This is a genomic window from Neisseria montereyensis, assembly GCF_024834045.1.
GTDB lineage: Bacteria > Pseudomonadota > Gammaproteobacteria > Burkholderiales > Neisseriaceae > Neisseria > Neisseria montereyensis.
This window is the reverse complement of record NZ_JANUXW010000005.1, coordinates 68,564-85,452: the sequence shown is the minus strand read 5'-3', so window position 1 is coordinate 85,452 and position 16,889 is coordinate 68,564. Positions and strand designations below refer to the sequence as shown.

Here is a 16,889-nt window from a genome sequence, read left to right as displayed (position 1 = left end):
TCCGGCTGGATTGCAAACGAGTTATTTGCATAAGAATATGAATATTTTTAATAGTGCTATAAATTCGACAAAGTAAAAGGATATCACTTTCCATAATAGGCCGTCTGAAAATTTTCAGACGGCTCATAATTTGATTATGTGAAAAATAATACACTAAGTTAACAAAATAGCCGCCGTTTAGCGAATATGCAAACCGTTTATGATAAAATCTTAATCCTCTAGACGGCAGCATGCCGTCTATGCCGCACTCAACCATTCCATCAACAGGAAACCTGCCGATACGGCTTTTTTTATTTATATAACAACGATGAACAAAAACATACAAAACGCATTACAACAGCTCAATACGCTGATTTTGGGAAAAGAAAACGTGATGCGGCAATTAATGGCCGCCATTTTAGCCGGCGGGCACATTCTGCTCGAAGATGTACCCGGTGTCGGCAAAACCACGCTGGCGCACGGTGTTGCTACAGTGCTCGGCCTAGACTACCGCCGCGTACAGTTCACCAACGATATGCTGCCCTCCGACCTGATCGGTGTAAACATTTACCGCCCCAACGAAGGCACATTTGAATTCCACCCCGGCCCCGTTTTTCATTCCTTTCTATTGGCCGACGAAATCAACCGCGCTTCACCCAAGCTCCAGTCCGCCCTATTGGAAGCGATGGAAGAGCATCAAGTATCGGTAGAAGGCAAAACCTATACACTGCCCGAACCGTTTATTGTGGTCGCCACCCAAAACCCGACCGAACAACTCGGCACCTTTCCGCTGCCCGAATCGCAACTCGACCGCTTTATGATGCGCCTAAGCATGGGCTACCCGACCGAAGCGGCCGAAAAACAGCTTTATCAGCAAGGCAGCAGCCGTGCCGCTCTTCCGGCTTTACAAGCCGTTTGCGATGCCGCCACTTTGCGCCAATGGCAGCAACAAGCCGCGCAAGTGAAATGTGCGCCCGCCGCCGCCGATTATATTTACCGCTTGGTGAACGCCACCCGCCAGCCGGGTCGGTTTATATTGGGATTAAGCCCGCGCGCCGGTTTGGCCGTTTTAGCTGCTGCCAAAGCATGGGCGTTTATGCAGGGCAGAAACCATATTTTGCCTGAAGACATCAAAGCCGTTTGGGTGCCGGTTGCCAACCACCGCCTACAAGCGGTGCAGCAAGACCGCCCCAGTGCCCACCTTCTGGCGGATTTACTCAACCATGTCCCCGTCGCCTAAACGCCGCCTGCCGGCGGTAACCGGCCGCTCGCCCGACCTATCCGCTTTATATTGCCGGCCGACCCGCTTGGGGCTGGGGTTACTGGTAACTATTGTGCTGCTATGGCTGGTCGGGCTGAATTATCAGGTAAACCTTGCCTATGCCGCCGCATTCTGGCTGGCAGGGTTTGCAGTGGTAGCAGTGTTGACCAATCTGCGCCAATTGCTGGCCTTGCAAATCGATATTAAAACGCCGTCGGAAATCTTTGCCGGAAATACCGCCGCGCTCACCCTAAGCACACCAAACAATACCCGCCGCCGCTGGCTGTGGCTCTGCAATGAAGACGACTTTATCAACGCCGAAACCGCCGCCCCCCAATTGTGGCAACCGTGGCCCGTCGATTCAGACGGCCAATCCGTTTATATATGGCAGGTGCCAACTTTAAGGCGCGGCTATTTGCGGGTGCCGCCGCTCAGAACGGCCGCCGTCGCCCCGTTCGGCATGAGCATGGTGCAATGCGTTTGGCAATGGCCGGGCAACACCATCGTTTACCCGGCACCGATACCGCACGAACACCCCGTAAGCCAAAAACAAAGCGACGGCACCGACAAACAATACCGTTCCGTTCAAGGCGGCGATGACCCCGCCTATTTACAGCCGCACCAAAACGGCATGCCCTTGCAGCATGTGGCATGGAAAGCCTTTGCCAAAACAGGCGAAATGCTCGACAAACGCTTTGAAGAACAACAACACACCACAAACCGCAGCATGATTTCCTATTTGGATTACCCCGCCGGCACCCCGACGGACCGCTTAGCCGGATTACTCTGTTTTCGGGTGCTCGAAGCGGAACGGCGCGGCCAGCCCTATATATTGGAACTGCCGCAAAAAGTAATTGCCCCGCAAAAAGGCCAACGCGAAATCTGCCTAACCGCACTGGCTTTGTGGTAACCCTTTCAGACGGCCTCATCCTAGGCGGGTAGCAAACCCTATCCGCCAAATATCAAAACAGACAGGCCGTCTGAAACCCTATAGCCGCCATACACACAACGAACCGCTATGCTGATTGCCAACCCTTCATTCCTCAAGCAAACACCGCCGCCTTCTGTGGCCGCTACCGTATTGCTTACCTTATTATTAACCGCTCTGCCGCTGGTTGTCGCGCTACCCGTGCCAGTCATCATCACATTTGCCGTTTTATGGCTGTTGCGGCTGGCGATTTTAAAACTGAACACTGCCCGCATTCCCAAAGCCGCCCTGATTGTGGTGATGTTCGCCGCCGGTGCACTGGTGTGGCAGCAACTCGGCACCGTATTCGGCAGAGAAGGCGGCATTTCGTTTCTTCTGCTGATGGTTATGCTCAAAGCATTCGAGGGCGGTTCGCGCCGCGATTGGCAGGTATTGCTGTTGGCGATGTTGTTTTTAATCGGCTCTTCGGTTTTATTGAATCAAAACCTATTAATCGGCGCATGGCTGCTCACTGCCCTACCCGCCGTGGGCATCTGTTTTGCCGTATTGTGCGGGCTAGGCATTAAAGAATCTGCCAAACACACCTTTCAAGCCCTATTGCTCACCCTGCCGCTGATGGCATTATTGTTCGTAGCCGTGCCGCGCCTGAGCGAACCGCTATGGCGTATCCCTCAAGAAAAAGGCCAAGCTAAAACAGGTTTATCCGACACCATGGAACCCGGCAGCATCAGCAATTTGGTGCAAAGCGACGAGTGGGTTGCCAATATCACCTTTGCCGACGGCTTTATCCCCCGCCAAAGCGACTTATACTGGCGCGCCGTGATTATGGCCGACTTCGACGGCATACGCTGGCAAGCCTTAGACGATGCCAGCATAGACGAAGCCCGCCCGATAGCCGATGCCGCCGATACCATTTCCTATCAAATGATCATACAAGATCAAAACCGCATCCTCCCCGCCTTAGACTACCCTACCGGCGACATGCCCAGAAGATTAACCCGCCGCGCAGGGCAAACCATCCGCGCCTACCGCAGCCGCGAAGGCCTGCGCCGTATCGATCTACAGGCAAGCGCAAAAAACACCTTAAACCATAAACTCTACCGCAGCGAATATGCCCGCTATACCCATCTTCCCGAAAGCGGCAACCTACAAACGCGGCAACTCGCGCAAACCCTTGCCGAACAATCCGGCAATCCCAGGCAGTTTATCGACAAAGTTTTGCACTATTACCGCAGCCGGCCGTTCCGCTACACCCTCCAACCGCCGCGCACACCCGGGCGAAACGGCATAGACGAATTTATGTTTCGCACGCTGGAAGGCTTTTGCGAACATTACGCCCAAAGTTTTGTGGTGATGATGCGCGCCGCCGGCCTGCCCGCCCGCATCGTAACCGGCTATCTCGGTGCCGAATACAATTCACAAGCCGGCTTCTGGCAGATACGCTCTAAAGACGCACACGCATGGGCGGAAGTCTGGCTGCCCGACGAACAAGTATGGTTGCGCGTCGACCCCACCGCCGCCGTATCCGCCGCCCGTACCGAAAGCGGTATCCGCGAAGCCCTGCCCGAAACCGAACGCGATATGGTTTCAGACGGCCAAAGCACCTTTGCCCGCTGGCAAGACACCAGCCGCTTCTATTGGCAGCAATGGGTTGTCAATTACGACCAAAGCAGACAAAACAACCTGTTTGCCCTGCTCGGTTTAGGCGGCTTCAACGTCCAAACCTTATTGCTGGTGTTGCCCGTCGGTTTATTGATTGCCCTACTGCCGCTGCTGCGCTGGTGGCATAAAAACCGCCAAAGCGAACGCGACTACCTCAACGAAGGCTTTTCATTGCTCAAAACCGCCCTCATGGGGCCGGAAGACGAAACGGCGGCTGCCACAAGCGCAGGCGAACTGCAAACACTATTGCGCGAAAACCGCCTCGAAGACAAAAACCTCACCCGCCTGCTGCGGCAATACGAACAATGGCTATACGCCAGCGAACGCCCCGCCAAAAGCACACAAAAAAGTTGGTATAAAGCCGCCGCCAAAATTGCGCGGCATTATGCCCGAAACCATCATTAAGCTTTAAACAAAGGCCGTCTGAAAAAAGTTTCAGACGGCCTTCTTAGTATATGTACATAAGAAATCAATATAATTATAATGTGATAAATTTATATAAAAATAATTAATAGAGAAATAATAAGAATTAGTTGGAGAAACTGTTTTGGATACACAAGCCCCGCGTATCTATTACGCCCATTCCGCCGAAAACCGGCCGGAACAAGATTGGCAAACCCTGCAAAGCCACGCTCTGAATGTCGGAGAGATGGCGGCAGCGTTTGCCTCTTTTTTTGGCGCGCAGGAAATCGCCCGTTATACCGGTCAACTACATGATTTGGGCAAATACACCCCTGAATTTAATCAACGCTTACACGGCGGGCCGTCTGTAGATCATGCCACGGCAGGCGCAAAAATCGCTTTTGAACGCTGGCCTATGATTGGCAAACTCATGGCCTTTTGCATTGCCGGCCATCATGCCGGTTTGGCCAATGGCAACGGCGAAGGGGATAACCGCCGCACATTAAGCCAACGTTTGGCCGTGCCGTTCGGCAAAGGCCGACATAATATTCCCGTGTTGGATACGGTTTGGCAACAGGAAATCAGCCTGCCGGAAAAAATACCCTCGCCACCGCTTAAAGCAGATCCGCATCACAAAGGATTTTCCTTTGCTTTCTTTATCCGCATGCTGTATTCCTGCTTGGTCGATGCCGACTTTCTCGACACCGAAGCCTTTTATGCCCAAGTTGAGAACAAGCCCGTTTTGCGCGGCAACGCCCCCGATTTAGCACCATTACAACAGCAATTTAACGCCTATATTACCAACCGATTCAAACAACCCGATACCAACACACAACAAGCCGGTGAAAGCGAACAAAGCCATGCCCGGCTAAACCGCCTGCGCAATACCATTCTTGATCACGCCGTTTCGCGAGCCGCACAAGCCCCCGGCTTATTCAGCCTCACCGTGCCCACCGGTGGCGGCAAAACCTTCACTTCAATGGCATTCGCACTCGAACACGCCAAACAACACGGCCTGCGGCGGGTGATTTACGTTATCCCTTTCACCAGCATTATCGAGCAAAATGCCGCCGAGTTCCGCAGTGCTTTCGGCGAATTGGGCGAAGCCGCCGTATTGGAACACCATAGCAACTTTGACGACAGCCGTCTGAAAGACAACGACAGCCGCGACAAACTCAAACGCGCTTCCGAAAATTGGGATATGCCCGTTGTCGTTACCACTGCCGTGCAATTTTTCGAATCTTTATTTGCCGACCGCTCTTCTCGTTGCCGCAAACTACACAATATTAGCGGCAGCGTGATTATTCTCGACGAAGCGCAAATGCTGCCGCTGCACCTACTCCTACCCATTATGCAGGCCATCAAAGAGCTGGCGCGCAATTATCATTGTTCCGTCGTGATGTGTACCGCTACCCAGCCCGCCATACAGGCCGAGAGCGGCTTTTACCGCGGCTTTGAAAACGTACGCGAACTGGCGCCCAATCCGCCCGTATTGTTTGAGCAACTGCGCCGCACCACCGTACAACATATCGGCACCCAAACCGATGCCGACCTGCTCGACAAACTCACCCAGCACGAGCAAATCCTCATTATCGTCAACAACCGCCGCCATGCCCGCAGCCTCTATGAAAGCGCCAAACATCTAACAGGCACCTCTCACCTCACCACACTGATGTGCGCCAAACACCGTTCGCAAACCTTGCAAAAAATCCGTGAATATCTGCAATCCGGCCAGCCTTGCCGTGTCATCGCCACTTCTTTGGTAGAAGCCGGCGTCGATATCGATTTTCCCTGCGTAATGCGTGCCGAAGCCGGATTGGATTCTATTGCACAAGCCGCAGGCCGCTGTAACCGCGAAGGCAAAAGGCCGTCTGAAAGCAGCTTCGTCTGGGCATTTCAGCCAGAAGAACAATGGAAACCGCCCGCCGAACTCGAACAACAAGCCGCCGCCATGCGCGCCATCGTGCGCCGCCATAGCGACGATTTATTATCGCCCCAAGCCATTCAAGCCTATTTTCAAGAAGTTTACGAAAACAAAGGCCGCGAATTGGATCATAAAGAAATTCTGGATGCGCACCAAAGAGCCGCCAACCTAGATTTTCCATTCCAAGACATCGCTAAATCATTCAGTATGATTGAAAACCATATGCTGCCGCTGATTATCCCGTTCGATGCCGAAGCGGAAGCACTAATCGAACAACTACACCATGCCGAAAAAGTAGGCGGACTCCTGCGCAAGCTTCAACCTTATACCGTACAAATTCCCGAAAAAGCCTTGCAAGCCTTGTTTCAAGCCGGGCGGATAGAAGCGATTAATGAACAGCAGTTTGGGCAGCAGTTTTATAGTTTAGTAGGCGATATAGAACATAATGGCTTATATGACAAAACAGCGGGCTTAAGTTGGGATAATCCCGAATTTTTACAGGCTGAGAGTACAGTTATCTAAAACGAAATTTTAAATTATCATCTTTAGAATTTATAATTGACAAAGTAGTAACATATCCCTACCATACAAGCCTGTTAAAACATAGATGGAATCATGTATGTATCGACAAAAACTAACCCCGCAACAAAGCCAATATTTTGCTTGGATGCTCACCCGCAGAACGGCAGACGGCAGTATAGAATCGCTGGCGACCACCTTAGTGGATGCCCAAGTGGATTTAAATCCGCATCAAGTCGATGCCGCACTATTTGCCTGCCAAAATCCATTATCGCGCGGTGTGATTTTGGCCGATGAAGTCGGTTTGGGAAAAACCATTGAAGCGGGGCTGGTGATATTGCAGCGCTGGGCCGAGCGCAAACGCAAAATGCTGATTATTGTTCCGGCTAATTTGCGTAAACAGTGGCACCAAGAATTGCAGGAAAAATTCGGTTTACAAGGCATAATTTTAGAAGCGAAAAGCTACAACGCCATCCGCAAACAAGAGCACCGCAACCCTTTTGTTTATGAAAACGGCCCGATTATCTGCTCTTACCAATTCGCCAAAGCAAAAGAAGAAGATCTTAAAGCGGTTGCATGGGATTTAGTGGTGCTTGATGAAGCACACCGCCTGCGCAATGTCTATAAAAAAGGCAATGTTATTGCCAAAACATTACGCAAAGCTTTAAGCCATGTGCATTCCAAAGTATTGCTTACCGCCACACCGCTGCAAAACTCACTATTAGAGCTATATGGCTTGGTAAGCATGATTGATGAGCGCGTATTCGGTGATTTAGACAGCTTCAAAGGCCAATTCGGCGCCAAAGCAACCGAGCAAACATTAAAGCAACTGCGCCAGCGCCTTTCCCCCGTATGCAAACGCACCTTACGCCGCCAAGTACAGCCTTATGTCGCCTACACTGCGCGCAAAGCCATTGTTCAGGAATTCACCCCTTCCGCTGAAGAAAAACAATTAGCCGATTTAGTGGGCGATTATCTGCGTCGCCCGAATCTACAGGCGCTACCGGAAGGGCAACGGCAATTGATATCACTGGTTTTGTGGAAACTGCTTGCATCCAGCAGCCATGCGATTGCCGGCGCTTTGGATACCATGTCCAAACGCCTGCAAGCTGTTTTGGATAATAGCCAAGCGATACCTGATCTGGTTGAAAATCTCGATGAAGATTACGAAAGCTTGGACGAAACCGCCGAAGAATGGCAGGAAGCGGAAGATGAAAAAAACCTGATCAGCGCGGAAGAATATCAAGCAATAGCGGCAGAAATCCAAGAGCTGAATCAATTTAAAACGCTGGCATTTAGTATTCGTGAAGATGCCAAAGGCAAAGCCTTGCTAACGGCTTTAGAACGTGCCTTCAGTGAATTAAAGCGCTTGGGCGCCGAGCAAAAAGCCATTATTTTTACCGAATCCAAACGCACCCAAGAATATCTGCAAAGCTTATTGGCAAACACCCCCTATGCCGGCGAAAACAACGAAGGCATCGTATTATTTAATGGTACCAACAGCGACAGCAGCGCTCAGAAGATTTATCAAGATTGGCTGCAACGCCATCAAGGCAGCGACAAAATCACCGGCTCGAAAACCGCCGATACCCGTGCCGCACTGGTCGAGCATTTCAAAGAACGCGGCACCATTATGATTGCGACCGAAGCCGGCGCGGAAGGCATTAACCTGCAATTCTGTTCTTTGGTAATTAACTACGACCTACCGTGGAACCCGCAACGTATCGAGCAGCGCATCGGCCGCTGCCATCGCTACGGCCAACGGCATGACGTGGTTGTCGTTAATTTTGTTGACCGCAATAACGAAGCCGATGCCCGCGTATACGAACTACTAGCCGAAAAATTCCAGCTGTTTGAAGGCGTATTCGGCGCCAGCGACGAAGTCTTGGGTGCAATTGGATCGGGCGTGGATTTTGAACGCCGTATTGCCGACATCTACCGGAATTGCCGCTATCCGGAAGAAATCAAAGCCAGTTTTGAAGCCTTACAACAAGAGCTTTCCGGCGAAATCGACCAAGCCATGATGAAAACCCGGCAAACCCTGCTGGAAAACTTTGACGAAGAAGTTCAAGAAAAACTTCGCGTTTATGCCCAAAACAGCCACACCGCGCGCAATAAATACGAACAAATGCTACTGGATCTAACCGCCTACGAATTAGGAGAAAATGCCCGATTCGACGAACACGGTTTTACCCTCAACAACGTACCGATTCATCCCATCGGTAGCGAAGCCATACCCGCAGGCCGCTACGAACTGCCGCGCCGTCATGGCGATGCCCATCTCTATCGCATTACTCACCCATTAGCCATACAGCTTCTCGAACGCGCCAAAAACCGCGATTGCCCGCCGCAAAAACTCCTATTCGACTATAACGCCTATGGCGGCAAAATCAGCACGCTCGAACCTTATCGCGGGCAAAGCGGTCAACTGATAGTCAAATTGCTCACTATAGAAGCCTTAGGCAACCGCGAAGAATATTGCCTGATTGCCGGCATAAGCGCAGACGGACAGGTTCTGGCCGACGACGATCCGGAAAAACTTCTACGCCTACCTGCTACCATCCAAAGCGACATAACCCGCCCCACTCTTCAGACGGCCTTAGAAGACGATATCCAAACGCGCCGCCAAGCCCTACTCAACAGCATCGGTGAACGCAATCTCGGCTACTTCGAGCAAGAAGTACAAAAGCTGGACGACTGGGCCGACGACCTTAAATACGGCTTAGAGCAGGAAATCAAAGAGACCGACCGGCAAATAAAAGAAGTGCGGCGCACGGCAACCACAGCCGCCACACTGGAAGAGAAACTAAGCTGGCAGAAAAAACAACGCGAACTGGAAAGCAAACGCAGCAAACAACGCCGCGAATTATTTGATAAACAAGATGAGATTGAAAACCAGCGCAACAAGCTGATTGAACGACTGGAAGCGCAGCTTCAACAACAAGTGGAAGAAAAAGAAATGTTTGTGATTGAGTGGGAGGTGGGTTGAGATAAAAAAATATTCTTAGTATGTTTGTTTTATTTTTTGAAAAATTTCTAACGTGGAGATTATGATGGCTAATTATCACAATGACAGGATTTTTACAGATTATGTATTTAATAAATTAGCAAAAAATATTATTTATAATAAAGTAAATTGGAAAGAGAAAAAGATACCTAGAGATGTGTTGAATGATATTGATATCCATAAGGGGATTGATGCTGTAATTATTGATCATTTAGACCATGAAGCACCTATACAATATAGATTTAGAGAGGAAAAATACGCAAATTATAATGATTTTACCCTAAGATACAAAAGAGAGGAAAATCCACATGCGGATAGAGTTTATTCGGAATTTTTCAAAATTGAAGCAAAATATTTACTATATGGAATTACGAATGGGAATAAAAATAAGCTGGAACAGAATACAGAATTCAAGAAGTGGGCTGTTATTGATTTAGATGCTTTAAAAGAAGCAATAGATAATGGGTTGATTATTATTGATGAGTCTTTAGATTCTAAAGTTTGTATTGAAGAGAGGGAGAAGATGATATGCCCAGTTAAAAATAATACAGATGGTTCTTCTTCATTTGTTCTTTTTGATATCAAAATAATAAAAAGGATCAGTACCGGAATAATTGTTTTTTCTTATGGATTCGACGAATAGGTTTTAGTGGGCAAATAACAGTGTAGGCCATTAAACTTTAAATTCCTACACTGTTATCATCTAATAAATAGTTATAAAGGAAAAAAATGTCACAGCAATTCGAGCTGATTCAGAAGCTCTATGAAATTTTTCAAATTGACCGCCCTGATTTGGATTTTGGAATTTATCGTATTCTCAACAGCCGCAGTCGCGAGATTGAAACTTATTTAAATCATACCCTACCCGATGCCATCAAAGCCGCTTTTAGCCAACGTAGTGCCACTTCACTCGAGCAATGGCGGCATGAGCTTGCCGATGCAAAAAAATCAGCGGAAGCATTAGGTGTTGCCCCCGAATCTACGGCCAAAGTACAAGAATTAAATGCCAAAATTCAAAATGCCGTACGCGGCAGCGCCGCTGACGAAGCTGCCGTTTATAACCATTTGCTGACTTTCTTTTCCCGATATTACGATTCCGGTGATTTTATCAGCCAACGCCGCTATAAAGGCGACACCTACGCCATTCCCTATAACGGCGAAGAAGTGATGCTCTATTGGGCCAACAAAGATCAGTATTACACCAAATCCGGAGAAAATTTCAGCAACTATCGCTTTACCCTGGCCGATGGCAGACAAGTATTTTTCCGCCTGATTGATGCAGATACTGCCAAAGACAATCGCAAAGACAACGAAGGCAAGCGTTTTTTCGTATTGGCAGAACAGCACGATATTGAACACGAAGATGAATCCGGCAATATCACCACGGAAACCGTTTTCCCCATTCAAGAAACAGACGACGGGCAAACGCTGGAAATACGTTTTGAATATAAAGTAGCAGCAAACAATAGCAAGCAAGCCGATTTAACGGCACAAGCGATTGCGGCGATTCTTAACCATACCCTTGTTCAAGAACGCTGGGGAGCGGCTTTAAGTGAACGGGCGCCTACGGAAAAATCGCCCAACCGAACATTACTGGAAAAACATTTATCCGACTACACGCAAAAAAACAGCGCCGATTATTTCATTCATAAAGATTTGGGCGGTTTCCTAAACCAAGAGCTCGATTTTTATATTAAAAACGAAGTGATGAAGCTTAATGATATTCAAGATGCCGAGAACTTCTCCCAAATTGAAAGCAGCCTACATCTTATTCAAACCCTACGCACCATTGCCAAAAACATTATTGCTTTTTTAGCCCAATTGGAAAATTTCCAGAAAAAACTATGGCTGAAAAAGAAATTTGTTACCGGTATTCATTACCTGATTACCCTTGATTATATTCCTGAAGATTTGCTGGCAGATGTATTGCACAACAGCAAACAACAGGCGCAGTGGCAAGATTTATTCTCTGTACAAATGCCGGCGGATATAGATGGCGTGCAATTCGCACAAATCTATCCCCATTTGGTTGTCGATACATCGCTTTATCCCGCCGAATTCCAAGCGCGATTATTATCCGAACTATCCGAAAGCACCCATAATTCTTCAGACGGCCTAGATGCCGCTACCGATGGTTTATTGATTCATTCGGATAACTTTCAAGCTCTGAACTTATTACAGGAACGCTATCGGGAGCAGGTGAAATGTATTTATATTGATCCGCCTTATAATACAGGCAATGGTGACTTTTTCTATAAAGACCGTTACCGACATTCAAGTTGGTTGAGCTTGATGTATGACCGAATTTTATTAGCATATCCTTTAATGAATAATAATTCGGCTTTATTTTGTCAAATTAGCGATATTGAAAATACTAATTTACATAAAATGATGGTTTCCGTTTTCGGTGAAGATAATCATAGAGAAACTATTTCTGTAATTACTTCGAGTAAAAGTGGAGTTAATGCTATTAATGTTAAGAGAGGCGAGCGTTTATTTAAAATAAAAGAATATTTACAATTTTATTCTAAAAATCCAACTTTTCGTTTTTATCCTTTCTATACGCCTGATAATTACAATATGAATTATAAGTGGGAGATTTATCAAAAGGAAGATGGCTCTTGGATGATTTCTGATCTTAAATCCCAATACGATGATAAATCTCTTGTGGAATATGCGTTAAAAAACCCTAAGCATATTTATTCTATTGAAAAAAATAACAATAAAGCCGGTGAAGCAGTCAAAGCAATTATTCAGAAAAGTAAAGGGACTAATGATGTCGAGGTTTTTTTTGATCAATATGGGGTGCAAAAATTAATCTATCAAGGAGGAGTTTGTGTTCCTTTGGCCGAAAGAATAGTCCAAGAAAATGGTAAAAACTCATTTGGGTTACTTGGCTCTGATGTGTGGGATGATATTGGACAGGCCTCAAAGTCAGAAGGAGGAATATCTTTTGATAATGGTAAAAAGCCGGAAAAATTATTAAAAAGAATCATTGAAATGACCACTCAAAAAAATGATTTGGTTATGGACTATTTTACGGGTAGCGGCACAACGGCATGTGTTGCTCAGAAACTTGGCAGAAAATGGATCGGGATAGAACAAGGAAATTATTTCAGCGATGTATTAATCACACGTATCAAAAAAACGATTTTTGGGGAAAAATCAGGCATTTCAAAATCTATTGATTATCAGGGTAGTGGATTGGTTAAAGTACTGAGTCTGGAAAGCTATGAAGACACCTTAAATAACCTGCAATTGCAGCGCCGTGATTTGCTGGACAATTTGCCCGCAGCGGTGCAAAACGATTATTTGCTGCATTATCTATTGGATACGGAAAGCCGCGACTCTTTACTGAATACCGATGACTTCAGACGGCCTTTTAATTATCAAATGAATATCGCCACGTCTTCGGCCGGTGCATTTTCCCCGCAAACCATCGATTTGGTTGAAACCTTTAATTATTTAATCGGTTTGAAAGTTAGCCTGATCAATGACCAGCGTTATACGCGCGGCTTCGTTATGGTAGAAGGGCAGCTACCCAATCAGCAAAATGATGAAAAAACATTAGTATTGTGGCGTGATTGTGAAAAAATCGATTATGAAGCGCTTCAGAAGGTGATGGATAGTCTCAGTATTCATCCGGGTAGCCGTGCCTATGATGTGGTGTATATCAATGGTGATCACAATATTGCCACGGCTTGGCAATCGGAAGAAGACGGTAATCTGCAAACGCTAAAATTGCGCCCGATAGAGCCGGAATTCTTGCGCCTGATGTTTGCTGCGGAGACGGTGTAATGGCTACTACATTCCACGACCATTTGATTTTAAATCGCTGGCTGTTATCGCTATTTCACCATCAAGATTTGCCAGCCTTAAAACAGCGTTTGGGCAATAGCGAAGGCGTAGCGGAAGACGGCCAAACTTATTTCTTTCATGCACTAACCGGCGTTTTATTTTTTAATCATGATACCGCCCTAACGGAAACGGATTTGCGCCGTTACGATTTACATATTGTGCAGCATTGGCAGCAGATTACCGAGCAACGTAATCGCGACGAAGGCCATGAATTGCAGATGAAATATTTCCAATATTTATCGCTATTGTTTAGCGAAATTTATTTGGATTGGTATTTTAACCGTAAAGCAGAGCTACAAACGGCCTTAAATCAAGCGCTTGATGCCTATTTACAAGAGCGGCATGCGGAGCAATTGCAAAAATACCGCTTAAATGATTTAAATAAAATTGCTTTTTGGAATGCGACGGGTAGCGGTAAAACCTTGCTGATGCATATCAATATTTTGCAATACCTGCATTATTTTAGCGCCGGCAGCACGCAATCGCCCGATAAAATTATTGTACTGACGCCGAATGATAACTTGAGCCGGCAACACGTTGCCGAGCTGAAACAATCCGGGCTGGAAGCCGCTTTATTTGATAAAAATACCAGTGGTGTAGGCCGGCAAAGTGCCTTGGGATTACATCAAACACCATTAATTGAGGTCATCGATATCCATAAGCTGGCAGATAAAGACGGCGATAAAACGGTATCGGTAGAGGCATTCAACGGCAATAATCTGGTGCTGGTCGATGAGGGGCATCGCGGCGCATCCGGCAAGGTATGGCTGGAACGCCGCGATGCATTGGTAAAAGGCGGTTTTGCTTTTGAATATTCGGCCACTTTAGGGCAGTCTGCCAAAGACGTTAAAACCGTTGCCAAACAAGAAATAGAGCTGCAAAAAAATAAAGCCAAAATGTTGTTTGGGAAAAAAACACTAAACGGCTTGGATGAAGAGCAACTGGCACAATTGCAGCTTACCGAATCCGATAAGCAAAAAGCACGGCAAACCGCTGTTTTTGAAATATATGCCAAAGCGGTATTGTTTGATTATTCCTATAAATTTTTCTATGGCGACGGCTATGGCAAAGAAAGCCTGATTCTGAATATGAAAGATGAGGCTTATCAACAATACGATAAACAGTATTTCACCGCCTGCTTATTGGCTTTTTATCAGCAGCTCTATTTATTTGAGCATGGTAAAGAACGCTTGGCGGAATGGAATTTGGAAAAGCCGTTAATGGTATTTGTCGGCAATAAGGTTGCCGATGATGATAGTGATGTTTTAGCCATTGTTCGCTATTTGGCTTTTTTTCTAAACGAACCCTTGCAGATTCAACGCTGGTTAAAAGACTTACTGGCAGATAATGCCCAAATTTTGGATAACCAAGGCAATAATATTTTCTTACAACGCTTTCTTCCCCTCAGCGCTTGGATGGGTAAAGAATCCGATCTATATGCCGATATTTTGCAGCGGCTGTTTAATGCACCAAGCCGCCAGCACTTGCATTTAACACATTTAAAAAAATCCAATGGCGAACTGGCATTAAGTATCGGCAGTCAAAATAAACCGTTCGGCGTGATTAATATCGGCGATGCGGCAGGCTTTTTAAAAACCGCCGCAGAGGATGAAAGCTTTGATAGCAGTAGTGATGATTTTTCAGACGGCCTGTTTGCCGATATTAATCATGAAAGTAGCAAGATAAACCTATTAATCGGTTCTAAAAAATTTACGGAAGGTTGGTCGAGCTGGCGGGTTTCTACAATGGGCCTGCTGAACATGGGTAAAGGCGAAGGCAGCCAAATTATTCAATTGTTTGGGCGGGGGGTGCGCTTAAAAGGACGGAATTTTTCCTTAAAACGCAGCCTGCCGGAAGAACGTCCGCACGGACTGCATTTGGATAAGTTGGAAACACTGAATATTTTCGGCGTAAATGCCGGATATATGGAGCAGTTTAAAAAGTATCTCAAAGAAGAAGGGGTTACGCCATCGGATGAAATGTTGACGGTAGATTTTCAAGTACAACCCAATCTGCCGGCGCGGAAACTGAAAACGCTTCGGCTAAAAGATGGCTATAAAGATAATCAAAAACAAGGCTTCAAACGTTCGCAAAATGTATGGCTATATGAAATTCCTGAAAAATGGCAGGGGAAAATTAAACCTATTCGAGCGCTATTAGATTGTTATCCGCGCGTAGAAGCATTAAGTAGCGACGGCGCACAAATTCGCCGTACCGAATACGATCAACGCGAAATCCATACTTTAAATAGCCATCTATTTGATTGGTTTGATTGGGATAAAATTTACCTGCATTTGCTTGATTATAAACTCAAACGCACTTGGAATAATTTACGTTTGGATAAAGGCCGTCTGAAAACATTTGCCGAACAAAACGATTGGTATACGCTTTATATTCCCCAAAGCGAATTAGCTGTCAATAGCTTTGCCGATATTGAGAAGCAGCAGGCTTTACTCATGGATTTGTTGGTCAATTATACCGATCAATTTTATAACCGCTTGAAAAGCGCTTATGAAGCGCAGTTTTATGAATCGGTTTGGGTGGATGAGAAAAACGGCTCGATGTTTGATGGCTATCATTTTGAAATAGAGCCTAGTGACAATGGCAGAGCTTATGAAAGCCGCCTGAATGAATTGAAAGAAATTATCGAATCAGGCCGTCTGAAAGAAGCCTTAGCATGGGAAGCACCGAATATTGAGGCGATTTGTTTTGCACCGCATTTATATTATCCGATTATGACGCTGCAAAACCGTGATGCCCTTCCTTTAACCATGAAGCCGTTGGCAATGAATGAGAATAGCGAAATTCGGTTTGTGCATGATTTACAAGAACTACATCAAAATGGCCGTTTACCCGACTTGACCGGAGGGAAGGAGCTATATTTATTGCGCAATGCTGCAAACAAAAGCAAAGGATTAGGGTTTGCTTTGGCCGGTAATTTCTATCCGGATTTTTTACTATGGCTGGTCGATCAAGAAAGCGATAAACAATGGCTGAGTTTTGTTGATCCCAAAGGGCTTCGCCATATGAGTTTAGAAGATCCTAAATTCGGCTTGGCCGAAGAAGTTAAAAAGCTGGAAAAGGATATGAAGCTACAAGATATGTCTTTAAACAGTTTCATTTTATCGGTTACGCCGCAAGCAGAAGTGCCTGCATTCACGGGCATCAGTGATAAAACGCTAGAAGATAAACATATTTTATTTATGGATGAGAATAAAATATATTTAAAACAGATGTTTGAAATTATTTTAGCAGAATAAAAAACTTAGAGAAAAGGCCGTCTGAAAAATAGTGGTCATATCGCAGCATCTAAGCTGCGTGGGTTGAAACTAAAGTTGATAGTTTAGAA

8 protein-coding genes are annotated in these 16,889 nt (G+C 46.3%); all 8 read left to right on the top strand.

All coding sequences use genetic code 11. The features are described from left to right. Nucleotides 1-307: 307 nt before the first annotated feature. The 8 genes from NXS09_RS07000 to NXS09_RS06965 all read left to right on the top strand — a co-directional run bounded on the left by NXS09_RS07000 (nt 308) and on the right by NXS09_RS06965 (nt 16,800). The gene (locus NXS09_RS07000) at nt 308-1,219 is read left to right on the top strand and encodes an AAA family ATPase (protein WP_259291838.1); all 912 of its coding nucleotides are present in this window, start codon (nt 308-310) and stop codon (nt 1,217-1,219) included. Beyond that, a complete protein-coding gene (locus NXS09_RS06995; protein ID WP_259291837.1) occupies nt 1,203-2,150 on the top strand; it encodes a DUF58 domain-containing protein in 948 nt (315 codons plus the stop codon). Before NXS09_RS07000 ends, NXS09_RS06995 begins: the two co-directional genes overlap by 17 nt. Nucleotides 2,151-2,258: 108 nt before the next feature. Then, a complete protein-coding gene (locus NXS09_RS06990; RefSeq protein ID WP_259291836.1) occupies nt 2,259-4,235 on the top strand; it encodes a transglutaminase TgpA family protein in 1,977 nt (658 codons plus the stop codon). Nucleotides 4,236-4,377: 142 nt separating this feature from the next. Next, complete coding sequence (cas3, locus tag NXS09_RS06985; protein ID WP_259291835.1) at nt 4,378-6,678, top strand: CRISPR-associated helicase Cas3'; 2,301 nt, start codon at nt 4,378-4,380, stop codon at nt 6,676-6,678. Nucleotides 6,679-6,775: 97 nt separating this feature from the next. Next, entirely contained in the window at nt 6,776-9,664 is a 2,889-nt protein-coding gene (locus tag NXS09_RS06980) for an SNF2-related protein (RefSeq protein ID WP_259291834.1), read from the top strand. A gap of 64 nt (nt 9,665-9,728) precedes the next feature. Then, entirely contained in the window at nt 9,729-10,325 is a 597-nt protein-coding gene (locus NXS09_RS06975) for a hypothetical protein (RefSeq protein WP_259291833.1), read from the top strand. An 86-nt stretch (nt 10,326-10,411) separates the two neighbouring features. Further along, nucleotides 10,412-13,480, top strand: a complete 3,069-nt coding sequence (locus NXS09_RS06970) for a site-specific DNA-methyltransferase (RefSeq protein ID WP_259291832.1) — start codon at nt 10,412-10,414, stop codon at nt 13,478-13,480. Next, nucleotides 13,480-16,800 carry a DEAD/DEAH box helicase family protein gene (locus tag NXS09_RS06965; protein WP_259291831.1) on the top strand — a complete coding sequence of 1,107 codons (3,321 nt, stop codon included), beginning with the start codon at nt 13,480-13,482 and terminating at the stop codon, nt 16,798-16,800. The genes NXS09_RS06970 and NXS09_RS06965 overlap by 1 nt, the downstream gene beginning before the upstream one ends. The last annotated feature ends 89 nt before the right edge of the window (nt 16,801-16,889 follow it).

What these genes read in the sequence shown, in the direction of transcription:
- NXS09_RS06995 (WP_259291837.1), top strand. Translation starts at nt 1,203, where the DNA reads ATGTCCCCGTCGCCTAAACGCCGCCTGCCGGCGGTAACCGGCCGCTCG.
- NXS09_RS06965 (WP_259291831.1), top strand. Translation starts at nt 13,480, where the DNA reads ATGGCTACTACATTCCACGACCATTTGATTTTAAATCGCTGGCTGTTA.
- NXS09_RS06990 (WP_259291836.1), top strand. Translation starts at nt 2,259, where the DNA reads ATGCTGATTGCCAACCCTTCATTCCTCAAGCAAACACCGCCGCCTTCT.
- NXS09_RS07000 (WP_259291838.1), top strand. Translation starts at nt 308, where the DNA reads ATGAACAAAAACATACAAAACGCATTACAACAGCTCAATACGCTGATT.
- NXS09_RS06970 (WP_259291832.1), top strand. Translation starts at nt 10,412, where the DNA reads ATGTCACAGCAATTCGAGCTGATTCAGAAGCTCTATGAAATTTTTCAA.
- NXS09_RS06975 (WP_259291833.1), top strand. Translation starts at nt 9,729, where the DNA reads ATGGCTAATTATCACAATGACAGGATTTTTACAGATTATGTATTTAAT.
- NXS09_RS06980 (WP_259291834.1), top strand. Translation starts at nt 6,776, where the DNA reads ATGTATCGACAAAAACTAACCCCGCAACAAAGCCAATATTTTGCTTGG.